This window comes from Weizmannia sp. FSL W8-0401, from assembly GCF_038009125.1.
GTDB lineage: Bacteria > Bacillota > Bacilli > Bacillales > Bacillaceae_C > Weizmannia > Weizmannia coagulans.
In genome coordinates this window covers 1,912,520-1,933,546 of sequence record NZ_JBBPAG010000001.1, presented here as the reverse complement: position 1 = coordinate 1,933,546, position 21,027 = coordinate 1,912,520, and the positions used below count along the sequence as shown (strand labels likewise).

General features: G+C 47.8%; 28 protein-coding genes. 22 read left to right on the top strand and 6 right to left on the bottom strand.

Translation table 11 applies throughout. From position 1 onward, the window contains the following. The first annotated feature begins 376 nt into the window (after positions 1-376). From alaS to NSU00_RS09425, 9 genes are all read left to right on the top strand, one after another. Positions 377-3,022 carry an alanine--tRNA ligase gene (gene alaS, locus NSU00_RS09465; protein ID WP_340702733.1) on the top strand — a complete coding sequence of 882 codons (2,646 nt, stop codon included), beginning with the start codon at positions 377-379 and terminating at the stop codon, positions 3,020-3,022. A gap of 146 nt (positions 3,023-3,168) precedes the next feature. Beyond that, positions 3,169-3,441 carry an IreB family regulatory phosphoprotein gene (locus NSU00_RS09460; protein WP_019720823.1) on the top strand — a complete coding sequence of 91 codons (273 nt, stop codon included), beginning with the start codon at positions 3,169-3,171 and terminating at the stop codon, positions 3,439-3,441. After that, positions 3,438-3,854 carry a Holliday junction resolvase RuvX gene (gene ruvX / locus NSU00_RS09455; protein ID WP_013859753.1) on the top strand — a complete coding sequence of 139 codons (417 nt, stop codon included), beginning with the start codon at positions 3,438-3,440 and terminating at the stop codon, positions 3,852-3,854. The genes NSU00_RS09460 and ruvX overlap by 4 nt, the downstream gene beginning before the upstream one ends. A 12-nt stretch (positions 3,855-3,866) precedes the next feature. Beyond that, positions 3,867-4,172, top strand: coding sequence for a DUF1292 domain-containing protein (locus tag NSU00_RS09450; RefSeq protein WP_013859752.1), 306 nt, complete (start codon positions 3,867-3,869; stop codon positions 4,170-4,172). Positions 4,173-4,358: 186 nt separating this feature from the next. Beyond that, positions 4,359-5,459, top strand: a complete 1,101-nt coding sequence (gene mltG / locus NSU00_RS09445; protein WP_340702732.1) for an endolytic transglycosylase MltG — start codon at positions 4,359-4,361, stop codon at positions 5,457-5,459. A 101-nt stretch (positions 5,460-5,560) separates the two neighbouring features. Next, positions 5,561-6,202 (top strand): O-methyltransferase, encoded by a 642-nt coding sequence (locus tag NSU00_RS09440; RefSeq protein WP_340702731.1) that lies wholly within the window; start codon positions 5,561-5,563, stop codon positions 6,200-6,202. 5 nt (positions 6,203-6,207) lie between these two features. Continuing rightward, a complete protein-coding gene (gene udk, locus NSU00_RS09435; protein ID WP_019720819.1) occupies positions 6,208-6,843 on the top strand; it encodes a uridine kinase in 636 nt (211 codons plus the stop codon). A gap of 153 nt (positions 6,844-6,996) precedes the next feature. Further along, a complete protein-coding gene (gene greA / locus NSU00_RS09430; protein WP_013859748.1) occupies positions 6,997-7,467 on the top strand; it encodes a transcription elongation factor GreA in 471 nt (156 codons plus the stop codon). Between the two features lie 171 nt (positions 7,468-7,638). After that, positions 7,639-8,253 carry a DUF1510 family protein gene (locus NSU00_RS09425; protein WP_340702730.1) on the top strand — a complete coding sequence of 205 codons (615 nt, stop codon included), beginning with the start codon at positions 7,639-7,641 and terminating at the stop codon, positions 8,251-8,253. A gap of 17 nt (positions 8,254-8,270) precedes the next feature. Here the strand turns inward: NSU00_RS09425 and NSU00_RS09420 are convergent, their stop codons facing one another. Further along, on the bottom strand, positions 8,271-8,477 hold the full coding sequence (locus NSU00_RS09420; RefSeq protein WP_014097926.1) for a YrzA family protein: 207 nt from the start codon (positions 8,475-8,477) through the stop codon (positions 8,271-8,273). Between the two features lie 116 nt (positions 8,478-8,593). On the opposite strand from NSU00_RS09420, the gene mtnN reads away from it, so the two are divergent. From mtnN to sigK, 6 genes are all read left to right on the top strand, one after another. Further along, the gene (mtnN, locus tag NSU00_RS09415) at positions 8,594-9,286 is read left to right on the top strand and encodes a 5'-methylthioadenosine/S-adenosylhomocysteine nucleosidase (protein WP_340702729.1); all 693 of its coding nucleotides are present in this window, start codon (positions 8,594-8,596) and stop codon (positions 9,284-9,286) included. Between the two features lie 88 nt (positions 9,287-9,374). After that, on the top strand, positions 9,375-9,653 hold the full coding sequence (locus NSU00_RS09410) for a YrhC family protein (RefSeq protein ID WP_230951705.1): 279 nt from the start codon (positions 9,375-9,377) through the stop codon (positions 9,651-9,653). Between the two features lie 373 nt (positions 9,654-10,026). Next, positions 10,027-10,170 (top strand): YrzI family small protein, encoded by a 144-nt coding sequence (locus NSU00_RS09405; RefSeq protein ID WP_013859742.1) that lies wholly within the window; start codon positions 10,027-10,029, stop codon positions 10,168-10,170. A gap of 524 nt (positions 10,171-10,694) precedes the next feature. Then, positions 10,695-11,258 carry an alkyl hydroperoxide reductase subunit C gene (gene ahpC, locus NSU00_RS09400; RefSeq protein WP_013859741.1) on the top strand — a complete coding sequence of 188 codons (564 nt, stop codon included), beginning with the start codon at positions 10,695-10,697 and terminating at the stop codon, positions 11,256-11,258. A gap of 13 nt (positions 11,259-11,271) precedes the next feature. Continuing rightward, positions 11,272-12,828: an alkyl hydroperoxide reductase subunit F gene (gene ahpF, locus NSU00_RS09395; protein WP_013859740.1), complete on the top strand. Its 1,557-nt coding sequence runs from the start codon at positions 11,272-11,274 to the stop codon at positions 12,826-12,828. A 164-nt stretch (positions 12,829-12,992) separates the two neighbouring features. Then, positions 12,993-13,718, top strand: a complete 726-nt coding sequence (gene sigK / locus NSU00_RS09390) for an RNA polymerase sporulation sigma factor SigK (RefSeq protein ID WP_013859739.1) — start codon at positions 12,993-12,995, stop codon at positions 13,716-13,718. A gap of 38 nt (positions 13,719-13,756) precedes the next feature. Here the strand turns inward: sigK and pssA are convergent, their stop codons facing one another. From pssA to NSU00_RS09375, 3 genes are all read right to left on the bottom strand, one after another. Next, positions 13,757-14,296, bottom strand: a complete 540-nt coding sequence (gene pssA, locus NSU00_RS09385; RefSeq protein WP_237348235.1) for a CDP-diacylglycerol--serine O-phosphatidyltransferase — start codon at positions 14,294-14,296, stop codon at positions 13,757-13,759. Between the two features lie 92 nt (positions 14,297-14,388). Beyond that, positions 14,389-14,529 (bottom strand): sporulation histidine kinase inhibitor Sda, encoded by a 141-nt coding sequence (locus tag NSU00_RS09380; RefSeq protein WP_017553160.1) that lies wholly within the window; start codon positions 14,527-14,529, stop codon positions 14,389-14,391. 397 nt (positions 14,530-14,926) lie between these two features. Continuing rightward, positions 14,927-15,838: a cation diffusion facilitator family transporter gene (locus NSU00_RS09375; RefSeq protein ID WP_017553161.1), complete on the bottom strand. Its 912-nt coding sequence runs from the start codon at positions 15,836-15,838 to the stop codon at positions 14,927-14,929. A gap of 202 nt (positions 15,839-16,040) precedes the next feature. Between NSU00_RS09375 and NSU00_RS09370 the strand changes: the two genes are divergently transcribed. The 5 genes from NSU00_RS09370 (at position 16,041) to NSU00_RS09350 (ending at position 19,124) form a co-directional block, all read left to right on the top strand. Then, a complete protein-coding gene (locus tag NSU00_RS09370) occupies positions 16,041-16,739 on the top strand; it encodes a VIT1/CCC1 transporter family protein (RefSeq protein ID WP_340703606.1) in 699 nt (232 codons plus the stop codon). 91 nt (positions 16,740-16,830) lie between these two features. Next, entirely contained in the window at positions 16,831-17,244 is a 414-nt protein-coding gene (crcB, locus tag NSU00_RS09365) for a fluoride efflux transporter CrcB (protein WP_026683581.1), read from the top strand. Positions 17,245-17,257: 13 nt separating this feature from the next. Further along, positions 17,258-17,623: a fluoride efflux transporter CrcB gene (gene crcB / locus NSU00_RS09360; RefSeq protein WP_013859735.1), complete on the top strand. Its 366-nt coding sequence runs from the start codon at positions 17,258-17,260 to the stop codon at positions 17,621-17,623. Between the two features lie 137 nt (positions 17,624-17,760). Beyond that, on the top strand, positions 17,761-18,339 hold the full coding sequence (locus NSU00_RS09355; RefSeq protein WP_340703605.1) for a LemA family protein: 579 nt from the start codon (positions 17,761-17,763) through the stop codon (positions 18,337-18,339). Then, complete coding sequence (locus NSU00_RS09350) at positions 18,339-19,124, top strand: TPM domain-containing protein (RefSeq protein ID WP_029141926.1); 786 nt, start codon at positions 18,339-18,341, stop codon at positions 19,122-19,124. Before NSU00_RS09355 ends, NSU00_RS09350 begins: the two co-directional genes overlap by 1 nt. Positions 19,125-19,266: 142 nt before the next feature. Here NSU00_RS09350 and NSU00_RS09345 read toward each other — a convergent pair whose 3' ends face one another. After that, complete coding sequence (locus tag NSU00_RS09345) at positions 19,267-19,461, bottom strand: hypothetical protein (protein WP_328192083.1); 195 nt, start codon at positions 19,459-19,461, stop codon at positions 19,267-19,269. Positions 19,462-19,553: 92 nt separating this feature from the next. Between NSU00_RS09345 and NSU00_RS09340 the strand changes: the two genes are divergently transcribed. Next, a complete protein-coding gene (locus NSU00_RS09340) occupies positions 19,554-20,168 on the top strand; it encodes a TlpA family protein disulfide reductase (protein ID WP_013859732.1) in 615 nt (204 codons plus the stop codon). A 56-nt stretch (positions 20,169-20,224) separates the two neighbouring features. After that, entirely contained in the window at positions 20,225-20,461 is a 237-nt protein-coding gene (locus NSU00_RS09335; RefSeq protein WP_014097940.1) for an SHOCT domain-containing protein, read from the top strand. Positions 20,462-20,527: 66 nt separating this feature from the next. On the opposite strand, the gene NSU00_RS09330 is transcribed toward NSU00_RS09335, so the two are convergent. Next, positions 20,528-20,965, bottom strand: a complete 438-nt coding sequence (locus tag NSU00_RS09330) for an Hsp20/alpha crystallin family protein (protein ID WP_013859730.1) — start codon at positions 20,963-20,965, stop codon at positions 20,528-20,530. Positions 20,966-21,027: the final 62 nt, after the last annotated feature.

The window sequence follows — 21,027 nt, the reverse complement described above, 5'->3', positions numbered from 1 at the left end:
CAAAACGGGCTTTTCGGACAGGGATTTGTCCGGATGGCTTAGAAATTGCGTGGCACAGGCCGTTCCTATTGACAGAACTGCATATCAAAAAACGAAGAAAGATCGAGTATGTTATCGCCCATTTTAAACCGTGATGCACGGCCCAGAGAGGAATTTCCGCGGCTGAAAGAAATTCCAAAATGAAGGATAACAGAACGCTAATCCGGAGTGCAGCCAAACCCTGCCGTTTTGCCCCGTTACCGGCACCCAAAGAGAAAGGCGTTTTTTGCCTTTAATCAGGGTGGTACCGCGAGCAAGCCTCTCGTCCCTGTCCGGGATGGGGGCTTTTTTGCGTCCAGGGGTTCCGGTTTTCATAAATCACAGAGGAGGTTTTCTCATGAAAAAAAGATCAAGTGCGGAAATCCGCAGCATGTTTTTGGACTTTTTTAAGGAAAAAGGGCATAAAGTCGAACCGAGCGCTTCGCTGATCCCGGTCAATGACCCGTCGCTGCTTTGGATTAACAGCGGTGTGGCCACTTTGAAAAAATATTTCGACGGAACGATCATTCCGGAAAACCCGCGCATTGTCAACGCGCAAAAAGCAATCCGGACAAACGATATTGAAAATGTCGGAAAAACGGCGCGCCACCATACATTTTTTGAAATGCTCGGCAACTTTTCAATCGGGGATTATTTCCGTGAAGAAGCGATTGCCTGGGCATGGGAGCTCCTGACTTCCGACAAATGGTTTGGCATGCCAAAAGAAAAATTGTATGTCACCGTTTATCCCGATGACCTGGATTCGATTGCATGCTGGAAAAAAGCCGGGGTGTCCCCGGATCATATTATCCCGCTTGAGGGCAATTTCTGGGAAATCGGCGAAGGGCCATCCGGGCCGGATACGGAAATTTTCTTCGACCGCGGCGAAAAATACGACCCGGAACGGTTAGGCATCCGGCTCCTTCAGGAAGATATTGAAAACGACCGCTATATTGAAATCTGGAATATCGTGCTGTCCCAGTTTAATGCGATACCAGGGGTTCCGCGCAGCGAGTATCCGGAGCTGCCGAAGAAAAACATTGATACCGGGATGGGCCTCGAACGGATGGCATGCGTGCTGCAAGGGGTCGATACCAACTATGACAGCGACCTGTTCATGCCGATTATTGAAGAGGTTGAAAAAATTTCCGGCAAAAAATACCGTGCCGGAAATAAAGAGGCGGATACGGCATTTAAAGTAATTGCCGACCATATCCGCACCGTTGCCTTTGCGGTTGCGGACGGGGCACTGCCGTCAAACGAAGGCCGCGGCTATGTTTTACGCAGGCTTTTGCGCCGGGCGGTTCGATACGCCATTCAGCTCGATATTCACGGCGCTTTTATGTACAAGCTTGTGCCGACGGTCGGCCGGATTATGAATTCCTATTATCCGGAAGTGGAAAAAAATGCCGATTTTGTGCAAAAAGTGGTTCGTTCCGAAGAAGAACGTTTCCAGGAAACGCTGAACGAAGGGCTTTCCATTTTGGAAGAACGGATCAGGGCGGCAAAGAAAAACGGCTTAGAACAGCTGCCGGGTGAAGATATTTTCATGCTTTACGATACGTACGGCTTCCCTGTTGAACTGACAGAAGAGTATGCGCACGACCAGGGGCTCCGTGCCGATCATGAAGGCTTTGAAAAAGAAATGGAGCGGCAGCGTGAACGCGCACGCAACGCCCGCCAGCAGGCAGAATCGATGTCCGTCCAAGGCGGCGTGCTCGGCAATATTACAGTGAAAAGCGAATTTATCGGTTATGACCACCTGGAGGGGACGGCACATGTCGCTGTCCTTTTAAAAGACGGTGACATCACAGAGTCGGCTGTAAGCGGAGATGAAATCCAGTTCATTTTGGATAAAACTCCTTTTTACGCGGAAAGCGGCGGCCAGATTGCCGATAACGGCACTTTGACAGCAGAAGGGCTGAAAGTAGAGGTCACAAATGTGCAGAAAGCACCGAACGGCCAAAATCTGCATCAGGGCGTTGTCGTATCGGGCACCATCAAAACCGGCCAGGAAGTATTTGCACAGGTGGACGGGGCAAAACGCCGCGACACGGAAAAGAACCACTCCGCCACCCATCTGTTACACCAGGCATTGAAAGATGTGCTCGGAATTCATGTTAACCAGGCCGGATCGCTTGTCGAACCGGGGCGCCTCCGTTTTGACTTCTCGCATTTCGGGCAGGTGACAGAAGAAGAACTCGAAAAAATTGAAACGATTGTCAATGAAAAAATTTGGGCAAGCCTGCCGGTTACAACCGATTTGAAAAAACTGGACGAAGCGAAAGCAATGGGAGCGATGGCGCTGTTTGGCGAAAAATACGGGGAGATCGTCCGCGTCGTTCAAATGGGCGGATACAGCCTGGAACTGTGCGGCGGCTGCCATGTTTCAAACACGGCCCAGATCGGCCTGTTCAAAATTGTCTCCGAATCCGGGATCGGTGCCGGCACCCGGCGGATTGAAGCGGTGACGGGAAAATATGCTTACGGATTGATGCAGGAACAGCTCCACCTTTTAAAAGAGGTAAGCGCCAAATTAAAAGCAAAACCAACAGAATTGCCGGGCCGTATCGACGCCCTCCAGCAGGAATTGAAAGAAGCACAGCGTGAAAATGAATCCCTGGCTGCAAAACTCGCCAATATCGAAGCCGGATCGCTTGTGGACCGCGTAAAAGTGGTAGACGGCATAAATGTGCTCGCGGCGAAAGTCGAAGCCGGCGACATGAACCAGCTGCGCAATATGGCGGACAATTTAAAACAAAAACTCGGAAGCGGGATTATTGTCCTCGCTGCGGCAACAGGCGGGAAAGCCAGCTTCATTGCCGGCGTCACCAAAGACCTTGTCGAAAAAGGGTACCATGCTGGGAAGCTTGTAAAAGAAGTGGCATCGCGCTGCGGCGGCGGGGGCGGCGGCCGTCCGGACATGGCGCAGGCCGGCGGCAAACAGCCTGAACAAATTGATGCCGCATTACAAATTGTAGAAGAATGGGTAAAATCCGTTTGATTCGCGCAAAAAGTAGTGTACAATGAAACAAAGCTGGTTGTTTACACGGATCGTTTTCAGGCAGAAAACGGAAAATGCACCTTTAAAATTTGTGTAAACCGGAACATCTAAAAAAAGCCAAGCTTTAGTAGAGAGGTGCTGCGATAATGAGCTCATTCGATGAAACGATGAGATTTAATTTTCCGGAAGAACCGACGGAACACGAGGTCAAGGAAGCTTTGCTTCATGTATACAGCGCGCTGCAGGAAAAAGGCTATAATCCGATTAACCAGATTGTCGGATACCTTCTCTCGGGCGACCCGGCTTATATCCCGCGCCATCAGGATGCCCGGAATATGATTCGCAAACTGGAGCGGGATGAAATTATCGAAGAACTGGTCAAATCGTATTTGAAACAACATCGCGGGGGATTAAATTGAAAATTATGGGCCTTGATGTCGGTTCGAAAACCGTCGGTGTGGCGGTCAGCGATGCCCTGGGCTGGACTGCCCAAGGCATCGAAACGATTGCCATCAATGAAGCAAAGGGCAATTTCGGTTTCGACAGGGTCGCTGAGCTCGCACAAATCCACGGCGTCGAAAAAATTGTCGTCGGTTTCCCGAAAAATATGAACAACACGATCGGCCCGCGGGCAGAGGCCTCAAAGGTTTATGCTGAAGAATTAAAAAAACGGCTCAATCTGCCCGTTATTTTATGGGACGAACGTTTAAGCACGGCGCAGGCGGAAAGAATATTACTGGAAGCCGATGTCAGCCGTAAAAAAAGAAAAAAAGTAATCGATAAAATGGCGGCAAGTGTAATTTTGCAAGGATTCCTTGACAGCCAAACTTAATGGGGTGAAGAAATGACACATAACCATGAACATGACCACGAAGACCACCAGCATATTACCGTAGTGGACGAAGACGGAAACGAACAATTGTATGAAGTGCTTTTTACGTTTGAATCCGAAGATTTCGGAAAATCGTACGTTCTGTACTATCCGATTGGCGCGGAAGAAGACGAAGATGAAAGCATTGAAATCCATGCTTCCGCCTATGTGGAAAATGAAGACGGCACAGAAGGGGACCTCCAGCCGATTGAAACCGATGAAGAGTGGGAAATGATCGAGGAAATGCTGAATACGTTTCTCGATGAAGAAGAAGCATAAACGGATCTTTAACATGCACACGGGACAAACCGTGTGCATTTTCCGTCTGCCGGAATGGATATTCCCTTTTGAAAAGAAAATGAAATAAAACTTGGCGAAATTTGTAGTATAATGGACAGGAAAAAAGCCGAAAATGGCTTTCTGTACTTGTTTTAAGATTTTTCTTATTGAGAGGAAGATTCTGTTTTGGCCGGAAAGGAAAATCCGTTTCAAATGTTGCTTCAAAAAATGAAGCAGAAACCGAAATTATGGATAGCCGCATGCATCATCATGCTGGCTGTTGTTGTTTTCGGAGGGGCAGCCTTTTTTTACGTGTCGGCGCTGAAACCGGCGGAGCCCGGCAACCATAAGACAAAACTCGTCACGATTCCGCCCGGCTCCGGGGTAACGGAGATCGGGCATATTTTGCAAAAAAACGGGATCATCCAAAATGCCTGGGCTTTTGCGATTTATGCGAAATCCCACCGCCAGTCCGGTTTAAAGGCAGGCACTTATCAAATGTCACCGTCCATGGATACAAGCACGATCGTCCGCGGCATGCAAAAAGGCGGTATTGCCGCAATCCGCTTTACCGTGCCGGAAGGGGCCGGCCTTGAGGAAATTGCGGAGATCATCGAAAAACACAGCTCCTTCCGGAAAGAAGAGGTGCTCAAGCGGGCAGATGACCCTGCTTTTGTACAACATTTGATGAAAAAATATCCGCGCCTTGTGACAAAAGAAGTTTTCAATCAGCAGATCCGGCATCCGCTCGAGGGCTACTTTTTTCCGGCGACCTATTCGTTTTATGATCAGCATGTGCCGCTTGATGCCGTACTGGAAACGATGGTGGCTAAAACAAATGCGGTTTTTTCCGCTTACGCCGGGCAAAGCACACAGGCCCGTTTAACGCCACACAAACTGCTTACGATGGCTTCACTTATCGAGGAAGAAGCAACTGAAAAAGCGGACAGGGCAAAAATTTCAAGCGTCTTTTACAACAGATTAAAGAAGAACATGCCGCTGCAGACGGACCCGACCGTACTGTATGCTTTAAACCGGCATAAAGAAAAAGTGACGTATAAAGATTTGCGGGTGAATTCCCCTTATAACACGTACAAACATAAAGGCCTGCCGCCGGGCCCGATTGCAAGTCCCGGAGAACAATCGATCAAGGCTGCGCTCAAGCCCGAAAAAACCGATTATCTCTATTTTCTTGCAAATGTGGATACAGGAAAAGTCTATTTTGCCAAGACATTGAAGGAACATAATGCTTTAAAGGAAAAGTACATTGCGAAGGCGAAACGGTAAACATTCGCTTTCCCGTTTGAAATGTGCTACGATAATAAGCGGAATTTTTTTGAGAAGCAGGGAGAAGTTATGGAAATGTGTTTATGCCGGAGGGCCCAGCGATGAACGGCCCGGTCGAAGCGTATATAGAACAGTTGATGCAAAAGAAAGATCCTCTTTTTGAAGAAATGGCGTCTTTTGCAAAATCAGAGCATATTCCGATTATGGATCCGATCGGAATGGAAACACTCTGCCAGATGTTAAGGATTCAGAAGCCGGAAAGCGTGCTTGAAATCGGGACGGCGATCGGGTATTCGGCCCTGAAAATGGCAGATGCGCTTCCGAATGTAAAAATCGTCACCATTGAACGCGAAGAAGAAAGGGTTGCCCAGGCAAATGCGTATTTTGCCCGCACCCCTTTATCCCGGCGGATCCGCCTGCTGAAAGGGGATGCACTTTCTTCCGACGTCATCCAAAAGACCCGGGAACTCGGCCCGTACGATGCGATATTTATTGATGCGGCAAAGGGGCAGTACCGGAAATTTTTTGATTCGTTTACGCCTTTTCTGCGGGAAAAGGGATGTGTATACACGGATAATGTGCTATTTAAAGGCCTTGTGGTACAAGACTTCATCGCAAAGAAGCAAGTCAGCAATCTGGTGCGGAAAATCAGAAGCTACAACGAATGGTTAATGCAGCATGAGCAATTTATCACCGCGATTTTCCCAGTCGGAGATGGATTGGCAGTCAGTATGAAGAGGTGAAGGAAATGGAACGAAAGCCGGCTGTGATCGGCGTGGCCGGGGGCTCCGGGTCCGGGAAGACAAGCGTAACCCGGGCGATTTACGAAAGCTTGAAGGGACACTCCATTCTGGTGCTTGAACAGGACTTTTACTACAAAGATCAAAGCCATCTCCCGTTTGAAGAAAGGCTGAAAACAAATTATGACCACCCGTTTGCATTTGACAATGACCTGTTCATTGAGCATCTGCATAAACTGCTTTCTTATGAGGCAATTGAAAAACCGGTTTACGATTTTTCCAAACATACGCGCGCTAGCCGCACCATCCATGTGGAACCGAAAGATGTCATTATTTTGGAAGGCATTTTAGTATTGGAAGATGAGAGATTGCGCAACTTAATGGATATTAAGCTGTATGTCGATACCGATGCCGATTTGCGGATCATCCGGCGGCTTGAACGGGATATCGAAGAGCGCGGCAGGACGCTCCAGTCGGTCATCGAGCAGTATATTACGGTGGTCAGGCCGATGCACAACCAGTTCATCGAGCCGACTAAAAGATATGCGGACGTCATTATCCCGGAAGGCGGGCAGAACCGGGTGGCGATTGATTTAGTCGTGACAAAATTGCAATCCATCCTTGAACAAAAGTCTTTTTTGTAATACGATTATTTAGAATACATGGTGAGCGCGCCGGAATCTTTTCGGCGCGCTAAACAACATGGTGGAAAAAACACAGCCGCTTGCAGAAAGCGTCATCTTGTATGTTGAAACGCATACACATTTGATAACTAAGAGATATAGGAGTGAAGGGATTTGGCTCAGGAAAAAGTTTACCCGATGACCCAGGACGGGAAAGAAAAATTGGAACAGGAATTGGAATATTTAAAAACGGTCAAACGGAAAGAAGTCGTCGAACGGATTAAAATTGCCAGAAGTTTCGGGGACCTTTCCGAAAATTCCGAGTACGACTCCGCGAAAGAAGAACAGGCTTTTGTGGAAGGCCGCATTACGACGATTGAAAACATGATCCGCAACGCGAAAATCATTGAAGATGACGGGACAGATACGGTATCGCTCGGAAAATCCGTTACGTTTGTGGAATTGCCGGACGGGGAAGAAGAAACGTACACGATTGTCGGAAGCGCCGAAGCTGATCCGTTTGAAGGAAAGATTTCAAACGATTCCCCGATCGCAAAAAGCCTGCTCGGGAAAAGCGTCGGAGAGGAAGTCACGGTTCAGACGCCGGGCGGGGATATGAGAGTCAAAATCATCTCGATTCAATAATCCGGAGCGGGTGCGCAGGTGTTCCAAGGTGCATGTTGTAAAGGATACGGCCTGCTGCAAACGCTTATCACATCCAGATTGCGGTGGGCCATGCCCGCCGAATTTTCTTTGTGCGCCTTTTCGATTCGGTAAAACCGTGGTATGATAAGGCCAGGAAATGGAGGGATGACCTTGCCTGAATTTTACAGCCGTGAAGAACGGAAACAGGCCATGCAGCAGTCAAAACGGCGGAAAACAAACATCATTTTAAATACCCTGATTGTGATTGTCATCGCGCTTATTTGTATCGTGGCTTACTCCATTTTTTTCGCCGGGAACGATAACGCAAAACCGGCACCGAAGGAAAAGAAAGCGGCCGTAACAAAGACTGCTTCGTCCGGCCATGAAACGACATCATCTCATACATCCAAAAAAACGGCGGACAAAGACAGCAAAAAATCAACCCGTAAAGTGGAAAAAAGCAATGAACCGAATGTGAAAGAAGTCATTACCGATTCCAGCTGGAAACCGGTCGGAACCGAACAAACAGGCGGACATGTCTATTCCGCCTCATCCACTTCCCTTGACTGGAAGGAAAAGCTGAAGGCATTGTCGTATGCAACAGGCATACCGGAAGACAATATGACGGTCTGGTTTTTGGAGCATGGGGCAACGACCGATGAGGCGATCGGGACGGTTTCCGCGAAAAATGCCGATACGACCTACCGTGTTTATTTGACATGGGTGGACGGAAAAGGCTGGAAACCCACAAAGATGTATGAATTGATCGAGAACGATAAAAAATAAGCGGCCGTCTGTGCCGCTTATTTTTGTGCCGTAAAATGGACGACGGCGGAATAATGGGGTCTGCCGTCCGCGTCAAACTGCATTTGGTGTGAAACAGACGCCACCCGGAGCAGCAGGGTTTTATTGGCTTCGATTTGATCATTGATTTTTTTCTCGAGCGCCTCAAGCCGGTCCGCTTCGAAAAATTCAATCTTATCCTCTATCCTGTCAAGCTCAAATGCCATTTTCGTACACCTCCATGTTCATCGTATCAGACGTTGTTTTTTTGGCAAGCCGTATCCACTTCTGCTTTTTTGCTATATAATGGGGATTGGAACTTTTGGACGAAAGAGGGAGTCATATGAAAATTGGAATCATCGGCGCAATGGAAGAAGAGGTGTCGATTTTGCGCGGGCAGATCGAGCATCCGCATGTTAAAACGATTGCCGGTTATGAATATACGGCGGGAAAAATGAGAGGGAAAGATGTCATCTTGCTCCGATCCGGCATCGGGAAAGTGAATGCTGCGCTTTCTACCGGCCTTTTGCTGCAAACATACGCGCCGGATTGCTTAATCAATACCGGTTCAGCAGGCGGCGCAAACTCCGCCCTTCACGTCGGCGATGTCGTCATTTCAACGGAAGTGCGCCACCATGATGTCGACGCGACAGTATTCGGCTATGAATACGGGCAAGTGCCGCAAATGCCGCCCGCTTTTTTGGCGGATGAGAAACTTGTCCGGATTGCGGAAAGCTGCGCAGGGAAATTGCCTGGCATTCAGGTTGTGAAAGGATTGATTGCTACCGGGGACTCGTTTATGGATGATCCTGCGAAAACGGCGGCTGTAAAGGAGCACTTCCCGGAAGTGCAGGCGGTGGAAATGGAAGCCGTTGCCGTCGCCCAAGTGGCATGGCAATTTGGCATCCCGTTTGTGATCATCCGCTCCCTTTCCGATATTGCAGGGCAGGAGTCCGGGATCTCTTTTGATGAATATTTGGAAACAGCGGCCGTGAACTCTGCCCATCTTGTCACGGGTATTGTTGAACATCTGTAGACCCATTTTTTTCCTTTCTTTCCTGTAATTACTTGTCTTTTTTATGTTTCATCTGTGATAGAGTAGGTTTAGCAGATTGATAGAAAGGGTGAGGCGGTTGAAGAAAGCGAAATCGATGTACGTGAAAATGGTGGATTTTAAAATGTACGGCATCGTGCTGCTTGCTGTGACGGGCTTTTTATATTTGGGTGCGGTGATGCCGATCGAAGGGAAATCCGAACTGGGGACAAAAATTTTACTCGTTGCGTCAAGCGGGTTTGTTGCCGTATCTGTTTTGTTTTTCTCGATTTCACGCGCTTACCATAAACGGCTTTTAAAAAGCGAAGAAGGCGCACAACTTTTACAGCGGAATAATCGCAAATCATAATGGAAAAGGCAGGGGCCTTTGTAACCCGGGCGGTGCAGTAACGAAGCACACGGTTGTCCGGCATACAAGGTTTTCGGCCTTTTTTTATTTTTTTGCCAATTTGCGGTTTACAAACCCGCCGGAATTGGATATACTTTCCTATGTAAGCAAATTCAAAGGAGGTTGGAGAACATGGCATACACAATCCTATTTTCAGCAGTTGCAACTGAACATGTTCTGCATCCGCTCCGTATCGGTTTGAATTTGCGCTGATTTTTTAATTTGACGCACAAGCCGCAGGATGCATTTGCCTGATCCGTGCGGTTTTTTTCCGGAAAGCCGCGGGATCATGCCGGTCCTGCGGCTTTTTTGTGCCCTGAAGGAGGTGGAAAAAATGACATTAAATTTAATCTTTATTACGGTCACGATTAAACGGCTGAAAAAGACAGCAGAACAAAGGCAGCGTGATGAAGAAGTTTTCAGGCTGTACGATGAAATGAATGCGAAGCGTGAAGCATTCCAAGTAAGGCATTTTTAAGCAAAAAAACATCTTGAGAAAGGAGCGGTTGACGATGGCCCGTTATCAGAGACGTTTGGACTTTATCTTTATGGAGACAGATTCCACCTAGCAAAACCGGATCAGGGGATGGCGCTATGTTTTTGCATATTTTGATTTTTACCGCTGTTTTCCACAGGCGGAAAAGGAAAAGCTGATGGCTGCGGCCACCGGCTTTTTTGGTATTGATTCATTGAAAAGCATTCTCAATAGTGAAATGGGAGAGCGGCAGTCTTTGGGCGCAAAAAATTTCAATTATCTGCCCTGATTTTCAATTACAAGCGTGCAAAAAAGAGGCGGAAACAGCATAAAAAACATAAATATCATGGTTTTATGACTATATCATTTAAAATCCGGAAACGATAAAATAGAAATCCGGGTGTAATTGCTTGACAAGAAATTAATTCCATATAATAATTGGTATTGAATTAAAATGATTATTGTTTGCTGGCCGGGCCGGCAAACCGTGATCATTCACACAAATGATTTTAAGGAGGAATTGCACGATGTCCCTTATTGGCAAAAAAATTGAACCATTCAAAGCACAAGCATACCGCAACGGCGAATTTGTCGAAGTAACGGATGAAAATTTCAAAGGAAAATGGAGCATTGTCTGCTTCTATCCTGCTGATTTTACATTTGTCTGCCCTACTGAACTGGAAGATCTCCAGGAACATTATGCCGCTTTAAAAGAACTCGGCGTGGAAGTCTACTCGGTTTCAACAGACTCCCATTTTGTGCACAAAGCATGGCATGACCATTCTGAAGCGATCAGCAAAATCGAATACACCATGATCGGCGACCCGACACAAAAACTCACCCGCATGTTCGATGTATTGCGCGAAGAAGAAGGCGTTGCCGACAGGGGCACTTTCCTGATCGATCCGGACGGCGTCATCCAGGGGGTTGAAATCAACGCTGACGGCATCGGCCGCGACGCAAGCATTTGGATCGACAAAGTGAAAGCCGCACAATATGTACGCCAGCATCCAGGCGAAGTATGCCCGGCAAAATGGAAAGAAACGGGTGAAACACTGAAACCAAGCCTTGATCTTGTAGGCAAAATCTGAGGAGCTGAACGATATGATACTGGATGAAGAGATTAAAGCGCAACTGGCCCAGTATCTGCAAATGATGGAGGGCGACGTTCTGCTGAAAGTGAGCGCGGGTTCCGATGAAACATCGCGGAATATGCTCGAACTGGTCGACCAATTGGCCGCCATGTCGCCCCGGATAAAAGTGGAAAACACAAAACTCGAAAGAACCCCGAGTTTCAGTGTAAACCGTCCGGGAGAAGACACCGGAATTATATTCGCGGGCGTGCCGCTCGGGCATGAGTTTACCTCGCTCGTTTTGGCCCTGCTGCAGGTCAGCGGCCGCCCTCCTAAAGTGGATCAGAAGGTCATTGACCAGATTCAAAGCATAAAAGGCGAATACCATTTTGAAACCTATGTCAGCTTGACTTGCCAGAACTGTCCTGTTGTGGTACAAGCCTTGAACATCATGAGTGTGCTCAGTCCGAATATTACGCACACGATGATTGACGGGGCTGCATTTAAAGAGGAAGCGGAAGGAAAAGGCATTATGGCCGTCCCTTCCATTTATCTGAACGGCGAATTCTTTGAAAGCGGCCGGATGGAAGTGGAAGAAATTCTTGCCAAGCTTGGCAGCACAGCGGATCCGTCCGAGTTTGAAAAGAAAGACCCGTTTGATGTGCTCGTCATCGGCGGTGGACCGTCCGGCGCAAGTGCAGCCATTTATGCGGCACGCAAAGGCATCCGGACAGGGATTGTCACTGAACGCATTGGCGGGCAGGTGCTCGATACAGTCGGCATTGAAAACCTAATCGGCACGAAGTATACGGAAGGCCCGCAACTTGCTGCAAACCTTGAAGAGCATGTCAAACAGTATAATGTTGATATTATGAATCTGCAGCGTGCAAAACGGGTCGAAAAGAAAGATCTCGTTGAGGTGGAATTGGAAAACGGGGCTGTATTAAAGAGTAAAACCGTGATCATCTCCACCGGTGCACGCTGGCGCAACATCAACGTGCCGGGCGAAGCAGAATTCAAAAACAAAGGTGTGGCATACTGCCCGCACTGTGACGGGCCGTTGTTTGCCGGTAAACATGTTGCCGTAATCGGCGGGGGAAACTCCGGCATTGAAGCGGCCATTGACCTTGCTGGTGTGGTCAAACATGTAACCGTCATTGAATTTATGCCTGAATTAAAGGCGGACCGTGTGCTGCTCGAGCGCCTTTACAGCCTTCCGAATGTGACGGTTGTAAAAAATGCGCAAACGAAAGAAATTACCGGCACGGATAAAGTGAACGGAATCACATATATTGACCGTGCAACCGGGGAAGAACACCATATTGAACTCGAGGGCGTGTTTGTCCAAATCGGCCTTGTCCCGAATACCGAATGGCTTGGCGATACAGTGGAACGGACACCGCGGGGTGAAATTGTGGTGGATAAGCGCGGCGCGACCAGTGTTCCGGGCGTGTTTGCCGCAGGAGACTGCACAGACAGCGCTTATAAGCAAATCATTATTTCGATGGGGTCCGGCGCGACAGCTGCGCTCGCCGCTTTTGATTACATCATCCGGGAAACGAAAACGGATGAAGCTGTACACAATTAAGGAATCTTTTCAACCGCATTACAGCGCGCTGTAATGCGGTTTTTTGATTTTTTTAAATGCCGTGCAATATTTACCAGACCGTCTTTTCTTCGGGACAGACACAATTCCGCCTCCTTGTTCATATGTTTGAACTATATAGGCTCAAGCCTAATGGAGGTGGAAGGATGTCGGGGATCTTAACTGCGGTAAGCTATATGATGAAAGAGCTTGTTTTTTTGGTTTCCTATGTGAAAAACAATGCTTTTCCACAACCTCTTTCGGCAAGCGAAGAACGGAAATATTTGAAGCGGATGGCGGAAGGCGACGCGGATGCCCGGAATATTTTAATCGAACATAACCTGCGGCTTGTAGCGCACATTGTCAAAAAATTTGAAAATACCGGTGAAGATACAGAAGATCTCATCTCGATCGGGACGATTGGCCTGATCAAGGCAATCGAAAGCTACTCGGAAGGGAAAGGGACAAAACTTGCCACATATGCGGCCAGGTGTATAGAAAATGAAATACTTATGCATTTAAGAGCTTTAAAGAAAACAAAAAAAGATGTTTCGCTGCATGACCCGATCGGCCAGGATAAGGAAGGAAATGAAATTTCGTTAATTGATGTTCTCCAGTCTGAAGCGGAAGACGTATTTGACACGATCCAGCTGAATATGGAGCTGGAAAAAGTGAAACAATTCTTTGACATATTGGATGAACGCGAAAAACAGGTGATCATCGGCAGATTCGGCCTGAATTTAAAAAAGGAAAAAACGCAGCGCGAAATTGCGAAGGAGCTCGGCATTTCAAGAAGCTACGTTTCCCGTATTGAAAAGCGGGCCCTCATGAAAATGTTCCACGAATTTTACCGGCTTGAGAAAGAAAAAAGAAAGGAACAAAACGGCGAATAATGAAAAAGGCACATTGCAAAATTTGCAGTGCGCCTTTTTCATATTTTTTTTAACTTAAACGGCGCCACCATCAGGACCGATAACAGCACCATCCAGACGAACAACCAGAAGTGGGTGACATAAGGAACGGCAAAAAAACCGGCTGTTACACATAAGCCTGCTACGGGGATCGGAAGCCCGTAAAAAAAGCCTTTTTGCTTGCTGATATTAAACCGGGCGAGCCGGATCATCCCGCAAAGCATATAAAACATGGCGGCCAGCATACCCGGAATGCCGTACAGACAAAACAGCGCTGTATGGATCAGCATGGCAGGCGCGGCGCCAAACGAGAGCAAATCGCAAAGGGAATCAAGCTGCTTGCCGAGTGCGGATTCCGTTTTTAGCTTCCTGGCCAGTTTCCCGTCATAACGGTCGAACAATACAGCGGCAAAGATCAGGGCTGCGGAAACCGCCGGCTCGTGATTGTCGCAATAAAAAAGCGCTGCAGCCCCGCAGCATCCGTTTGCCACTGTCAATCCATTGGCGGCTTGCGATTTGATAAAATTCAAGATAGCATTATACCAATGATCAAAATCCACCCCCGCAAACCTCCCAACTGCCTTTATTTTTATACATATTCACAAAAATAGGATTTATCACACAAAAAAAGCCACATATCAAGCAAAAGTGGCTAGGAGGTTGCTTTGATTTTATGCGTCAGCGACCGGCGTTCAATCTCTTTTTCAATGAGCTTAACAAACTCGGAACTTAATTTCAGTTCTTTTGCTTTAAAATAGGACTCGATCAATAGTTCATCAGATAACTTATACATTTGTACCACCTCCGAAAATCATGTTCTTTTTTTAAAGCAGCCCGCGTATCATAAAGATAGAGTATTTGTACCCTTACTTTATCAAATTTAGTCTTGCGGAACAAGCGTTCTTTTATCCACAGTAGAATGTTTATATCTTGTGGGTAAATTGTTTATAAACGCGCGAAGGACTGGTGTTACTTTGTGCAAAATGTGTATAAGAATATCCACAACGAAGGAGAAATGTAGAAATCTGTCGAAAAGTTTTTGCTTTTGAAGGAGCAAAAGAAAAAAGCTGCACGGTGGCAGCCTTTTTTCTTTTGCCGGTACACGAGGAAAATCTGTGTTGTGCCCGGAAGAGATCCTGCATGGGGCCCGGCTATAATCTTGCATTGCCGCAAGTTTTGTTTATCTGCTTTTACACTTTGTTGTCCGGCGCTAGCCCGCAAACATAAGTCCCTTTCTCAATCTGGATGGTAGCGTGCTCGATCCCGAATTTGTCATGCAGTTCTTTTTCCAGCTTTTCCAGCAGCTGGTCGTTGTCTTCAATTTGGGAGCGGACAATATGGACCGTCAGTATCGTTTCTGTCGTGCTCATTCCCCATATATGCAAATCATGGACGTTGAGCACGGTCGGAATTTGTTCTAAATAGGTTTTAATCGCACCGGCATCAACGCCTGCAGGCACCGCATCAAGCGAAAGGTCGGCCGCTTCCCGCAACAGGCCCCATGTCCCTGCAAAAATCACAACCGCAATGATGATGCTTGTAACCGGATCGACCCACTCCCAGCCTGTGAACAGGATAATCGCACCTGCGATGACAACGCCGAGTGAGACAAGCGCATCGGCAGCCATATGCAAAAAAGCGCCGCGGATATTGAGGTCAGTTTTTCGCCCGGACATAAACAGTAAAGCGGTGATGGTATTAATAACGATCCCGATCACGGCAACGATCATGACCGTTTTGCCTGCGACAGGTTCCGGATGGGCAAAACGCTGGATTGCTCCGAGAAAGATCGCGCCGATTGCAATCAGCAGAATAATCGCATTTAAAAGCGCAGCCATCACGGATGATTTTTTATAGCCGTATGTGCGCTTTTTTGTTGGCAATTTTTTGCCGAGCCAGACAGCGGCCCAGGCAATAATGAGCCCGAGCACATCGCTCAGATTGTGGCCTGCATCCGCCAACAGCGAAAGGGAATCGGAAAAGAAGCCGTAAATGGCTTCAACGGCAACAAAAAGAATATTCAGCCCGATGCCGGCTGCGAAAGCTTTTCCGTATTGTGCCGGCTCATGATGATGGTGTTGGTGTCCATGGCCGTGTGACATTTTATTGGCTCCTTTTACACATGCTGTCCAAAAGCCGGAAAACTGGCTTTTGGACGGACGTCAGTTGTTAAGTTCATTATATGCGTATCTCAAAAGTTTGCAAAGAAACTTTTACAAGAAAGTAAATTTTATGTTCATTTTCGCCCAATTCCGGCTTGAAATGCTACAATAATACCTATAAAGACAGAAAGGAAGAGAAAGAATGCCGGAATATGAACATGTTGAGGAACATTTCCAGGCATCTGACACCGTCCGTGATATCGTGATTGGCATGTCGGACGGGCTGACCGTGCCGTTTGCGCTGGCAGCAGGCTTATCCGGTGCAGTGGATTCGCCGGTGCTCGTTCTCGCGGCCGGCGCGGCGGAAATTGCAGCCGGTTCCATTGCCATGGGGCTTGGCGGATATCTCGCAGCAAAATCGGATGCCGAACATTATTATAGCGAATTAAAAAGAGAATACCGGGAAGTAGAAGAAGTGCCGGAACGGGAAAAAGACGAAGTCCGGGATGTATTTAAGGCATATGATCTGAAACCGGAACAAATCGAGGCAATCGTCGATAAAATGGCAGAAAACCCTGATAAATGGGTGGATTTTATGATGAAATTCGAGCTGGGGCTTGAGAAGCCGGAAAAGGGGCGCAGCTTAAAAAGCGCGTTAACGATTGCCCTGTCATATATTGTGGGCGGGCTGATCCCGCTTGCCCCGTACTTTTTTGTCACCAGGGCATCACAGGCCCTGCTTGTTTCCGTCCTGGTGACGCTCGTTGTGCTGTTTATTTTCGGGGCGGTGAAAGGGCGGTTTACCGGTTCCAATGTGTGGAAGAGCGGGCTTGAGACCGTTGTGATTGGCGGTTTGGCCGCTGCCGCTGCATTTGGGCTGGCAAGGCTTTTGACAAAATAAACGAACCTTTAGGCACGGCACGGGAACTCTTTTCACGAAAAAAGCAGCGCAGGGGGCAAATCCCATGCCGCAATGGACTGGAGGGAGCTGTATGCTATATATTTGGGTCGGGGTTGCCGGTATTTTCGGCGCTTTGGCACGCTATTATTTCGGCATATGGATCGGCATGTACACGCATGCCGTTTTTCCATATCCGACACTTGCGATCAATCTGGCCGGCTGCTTTCTGCTTGGCTGGCTTACGATGCATCTTTTTAAATCCAATAAGATTCATCCGTATATTGTAACCGCGCTTGGCACCGGGTTTGTCGGTTCCTTCACAACATTTTCGACTTTCAGCGTGGAGACGGTGCAGCTTATCCAGCAATCGCATGCGTTTGCCGCGCTGTTATATGTTTTCTGCAGTTTATCCGGCGGGCTGTTCATGTCATGGACCGGCTTTAAACTAGGCGGGATGCTGCATTCGCGGCTAAAGGGAAGAGGCGGTTCAGATACAGCGTCATGAAGGAGGCGGATTCATGGTTTTAAACGGCATTTTTATCGCAATCGGCGCCTTTTTCGGGGCGGTTTCCCGGTTTTCTCTTTCGCGGTGGATCAACCGGGCGTTTCCGGCAAAATTCCCGCTGGCCACATTTTTCATTAATCTTTCCGGCTCATTTATGCTCGGCCTTCTGTTTGGCACAGGTGCCGGGAGTTCGTGGCGCCTGCTTCTCGGGACCGGCTTTTTGGGCGCCTTTACAACTTTCTCCACTTTTAAACTTGAGAATATTCAGCTGCAGGCTGACAAAAAATATCATATTCTTGTTCCGTACCTTGTGCTGAGCTATCTGTTCGGCATTGCCCTGGCATTTTTAGGCATCCTGCTCGGGAAATATTTTACCTGAAGCATGAAACTTTTGGGCAGACATTCCGTATCTTAATGGTAGGCGGCCGGTACATACTTTCTTTTTTTGCCGGGCCTGGCATTTCAATGCTGCTGGCAGGGTATTGGATTTATAAGCATAAATGAGGAGGATTGTATATGAAGAAGTGGATGCCATGGATGATTGTGGCCGCCATATTGGTGGTTCTGATCGTCAGCGTTTTTACAAGTTATAACAGCTTGGTGAATGCGGAAGAAAACGTAAATCAATCTTATTCGCAAATTCAAAACCAACTGCAAAGGCGGACGGATCTGATCCCGAACCTTGTGAATACCGTCAAGGGTTATGCTTCCCATGAAAAAGCGGTGATAGATGACATTTCGAAAGCCCGCGCACAATTGGCCGGGGCAAAAACACCCGGAGACCAGGCAGCGGCAAACGACCGCCTGGATAGCGCGTTAGGACGGCTGTTGGTGGTGGTTGAAAAATATCCAGATTTAAAAGCAAACCAGCATTACACGCAGCTGATGGATGAACTCGCCGGCACGGAAAATCGCCTTGCTGTGGCGCGCCAGGATTACAATAGCGCCGTCGCAACGTATAACAAAAAGGTGAAAAGAATGCCCGGCGCACTTATTGCCGGCCTGTTCGGTTTTGAGAAAAAGGAATATTTTAAAGCGGATGAAAGTGCAAAGAAAACCCCGAAAGTTGATTTCGGGAACAGCAGTGATCAGTGATGAAAAGGGCCGCGCTTATTACAGCCGTTTTTCTCGCCTTTCTGTTGGCCGTATGCACGGCCGTTCCCGGTGCGCGTGCTGCAGCGGGCATTCCGGAACCGGCCGGGGACATCTATGTGCAGGATTTTGCCGGGGTGCTGACAGACAGCCAGAAACAGGAACTCGTTTCGCTCGGCAGGCAGCTGGATGAGCAAACAAAAGCGCAAGTCGCGGTATTGACTGTGGACACGACCGGGAAAGACACAAACATTGATGCTTACGCCAACAAAGCTTTCCGCCAGTACGGGCTCGGCAATAAAACCATGAACAACGGGGTATTGCTCGTAGTGGCAGTAAAAGACAGGAAAATTAGAATTGAAGTCGGGTACGGCTTGGAGGGGGCGCTTCCGGACGGAAAAGTAGGGCGGATCCTTGATCAGTATGCCATACCGTATTTGAAAGAAAACAAGCCGGATGCGGCGGTTATCAATACGTATAAGAAGCTTGCCGCCGAAACGGCGAAGGAATACAATGTAAATCTTCAGGCCCATCCAAAGGCGTATGAGCGGCCCTCTTCCGCCCAGGCTTCCCCCTATTCGTTCTGGAAACAGATTTTGATCGGGCTTGGGATCCTTATCCTGATTTTCATTGATTTCAAGTTTCTCGGCGGAACCATGACGTATTTTCTGCTGAATATCCTGATGATGTTCTTTCGCGGCGGCGGTGGCGGCGGAAGCGGCGGCGGGGGAGGCAGCAAAGGCGGCGGCGGTTCTTCCGGAGGCGGCGGCGCAAGCCGGGGATGGTAACGCCAAAGGTTCTCCTTTTTTGAACGGCCGGGATGCCCGCTTTAAACCGCTCCCCGCATTGGCAAAAGCCCGGCGCAGCCATAGGAGAAATGAAAACGGGTAAAGCAGCAGGATAAAGCACCCTGCTGCTTTCTTTGCATGGCTATTGATATTTCGGAATGTCCAGTTTGACCTTGCGGGAATCGAGCAGGCTGTACAGCTTATAGATGGTTACAACCTGTTTGGATGCCCAGCCGATATCCGTCGCATACTGGTTTGTGGCAGAGCGGTTCTTTGCATTCGCAACACCGGCTGGGTTCCATCTCGTTTTATAGAGCGTCTCCTGCCCCTTTTGCAAATAATGGTATTATAGCGTTTGCTTCTATTTCATCGTAAAAAAGAATAAAAATGATAGAAAGCACTTTAATACCCGGAAAGGAGTTGAAGCGGTTGAAAAAAAAGGTGTTTCTGGCTGCCGCCGTGCTTCTGGCCTCAGCCATTTTGCTTATGGCCTTAAAAAAACCGGACGATCCCGATAAAAATAAAACAGCAGGGGAGAGGCAGGAAACCGCGGTGAAGGCACAACCGCTATCCGGCGGTGCAGAAGCAAAAGAAGGGGAAAAGGCGCCGGATTTTGCACTGACAAATCTATCGGGGCAAACGGTCAAACTGTCTGATTTTAAAGGGAAAACGGTGATCCTGAATTTTTGGGCTTCCTGGTGCCCGCCGTGTAAAGCGGAGATGCCGGATATGCAGCGTTTCTATGAAAAAAACCCGGATGTCGCAGTGCTTGCTGTGAATTTAACGAATACCGAAACAAACGAGAATGCGCCGCTTGACTTTGTGAAGAAAAACGGCCTTGCTTTTCAAATTCTGTTTGACATGGACGGCTCCGTCGGCACCCTTTACAAAACGGTTACCATTCCGACGACTTACTTTATTGATGCAGAAGGGACCATCATCCGTAAAGTCATCGGCCCGATGGATGAGAAAACGATGGCAGGATTTGCGCAAGAGTGCAAAAGGGGGAAAAAGGGAAGCCGGGATAGAACAAAGATTTTTTAAGAAAAAAGTGGTATAGTATACAGTAGTAGGGAATATAAAAAGGAAAGGTGCTGACCATGATGATGTACGGTGGCTATGGCATGATGGGCGTATTCAGCCTAATCGGCATGATTGCCCAGCTTGTCATCTTTGTGCTCGTGATTTTTTTGATAGTGGCAGGCATCAAAAAAGTGAGTGAATTCCGGCCGCATCAAAGGGAAGACAAAAGCCTCGACATTTTGCGGGAACGGTATGCAAAAGGGGAAATCACGGAAGAAGAATTTAAAAAAATGAAGAAGGATTTGATGGATTAAGGGATTATCCGGCTTCTTTTTTACACAAAAAAGCGGGGGCTTGCATTACAAGCCTCCGCTTCATGATTACTGGATTTGAATCCGTTTTCCGGATGGGCCTTCCTTCGTTTTCTTCGGAATATGAATTTTCAGGACGCCATTATCAAGGGTGGCGCTGATTTCGTCTTCATTAATATTATCCACGTAAAACTTCCGGACGAATTCGCCATAGCGGCGTTCCTGCCGGATAACTTTATGTTTTTCATCTTTGCTTTCTTCCATTTGGTCGCGTTTTGCACGGATGGTCAGCTCATTATTGCGGACATCAATGGTAATGTCCTCTTTTGAGAAGCCCGGCAGTTCGGCCTCCACAAGATAAGCATCTTCTTTTTCCGTAATGTCGGTACGGAACGAGTTTGCGTTCGCAAAAGGCGCCAACGCATTCGCATCAAACATCTCATTGAAAGTCTTCATCATACGTTCGAAAACATCGTCGTTTCTTCTGAACGGCATTAAATCAAACATATTCAATCCCTCCTTTTCACTATTATTATACCCCACTATAAAAAAATTGAAAACAAAGATGC

Coding starts and splice junctions, on each gene's coding strand:
- alaS (WP_340702733.1), top strand. CDS start 377: ATGAAAAAAAGATCAAGTGCGGAAATCCGCAGCATGTTTTTGGACTTT.
- NSU00_RS09460 (WP_019720823.1), top strand. CDS start 3,169: ATGAGCTCATTCGATGAAACGATGAGATTTAATTTTCCGGAAGAACCG.
- NSU00_RS09450 (WP_013859752.1), top strand. CDS start 3,867: ATGACACATAACCATGAACATGACCACGAAGACCACCAGCATATTACC.
- NSU00_RS09440 (WP_340702731.1), top strand. CDS start 5,561: ATGAACGGCCCGGTCGAAGCGTATATAGAACAGTTGATGCAAAAGAAA.
- udk (WP_019720819.1), top strand. CDS start 6,208: ATGGAACGAAAGCCGGCTGTGATCGGCGTGGCCGGGGGCTCCGGGTCC.
- NSU00_RS09420 (WP_014097926.1), bottom strand. CDS start 8,477: ATGGCATTTGAGCTTGACAGGATAGAGGATAAGATTGAATTTTTCGAA.
- mtnN (WP_340702729.1), top strand. CDS start 8,594: ATGAAAATTGGAATCATCGGCGCAATGGAAGAAGAGGTGTCGATTTTG.
- NSU00_RS09405 (WP_013859742.1), top strand. CDS start 10,027: ATGACATTAAATTTAATCTTTATTACGGTCACGATTAAACGGCTGAAA.
- ahpC (WP_013859741.1), top strand. CDS start 10,695: ATGTCCCTTATTGGCAAAAAAATTGAACCATTCAAAGCACAAGCATAC.
- ahpF (WP_013859740.1), top strand. CDS start 11,272: ATGATACTGGATGAAGAGATTAAAGCGCAACTGGCCCAGTATCTGCAA.
- sigK (WP_013859739.1), top strand. CDS start 12,993: ATGTCGGGGATCTTAACTGCGGTAAGCTATATGATGAAAGAGCTTGTT.
- NSU00_RS09380 (WP_017553160.1), bottom strand. CDS start 14,529: ATGTATAAGTTATCTGATGAACTATTGATCGAGTCCTATTTTAAAGCA.
- NSU00_RS09375 (WP_017553161.1), bottom strand. CDS start 15,838: ATGTCACACGGCCATGGACACCAACACCATCATCATGAGCCGGCACAA.
- NSU00_RS09370 (WP_340703606.1), top strand. CDS start 16,041: ATGCCGGAATATGAACATGTTGAGGAACATTTCCAGGCATCTGACACC.
- crcB (WP_026683581.1), top strand. CDS start 16,831: ATGCTATATATTTGGGTCGGGGTTGCCGGTATTTTCGGCGCTTTGGCA.
- crcB (WP_013859735.1), top strand. CDS start 17,258: ATGGTTTTAAACGGCATTTTTATCGCAATCGGCGCCTTTTTCGGGGCG.
- NSU00_RS09355 (WP_340703605.1), top strand. CDS start 17,761: ATGAAGAAGTGGATGCCATGGATGATTGTGGCCGCCATATTGGTGGTT.
- NSU00_RS09350 (WP_029141926.1), top strand. CDS start 18,339: ATGAAAAGGGCCGCGCTTATTACAGCCGTTTTTCTCGCCTTTCTGTTG.
- NSU00_RS09335 (WP_014097940.1), top strand. CDS start 20,225: ATGATGATGTACGGTGGCTATGGCATGATGGGCGTATTCAGCCTAATC.
- NSU00_RS09330 (WP_013859730.1), bottom strand. CDS start 20,965: ATGTTTGATTTAATGCCGTTCAGAAGAAACGACGATGTTTTCGAACGT.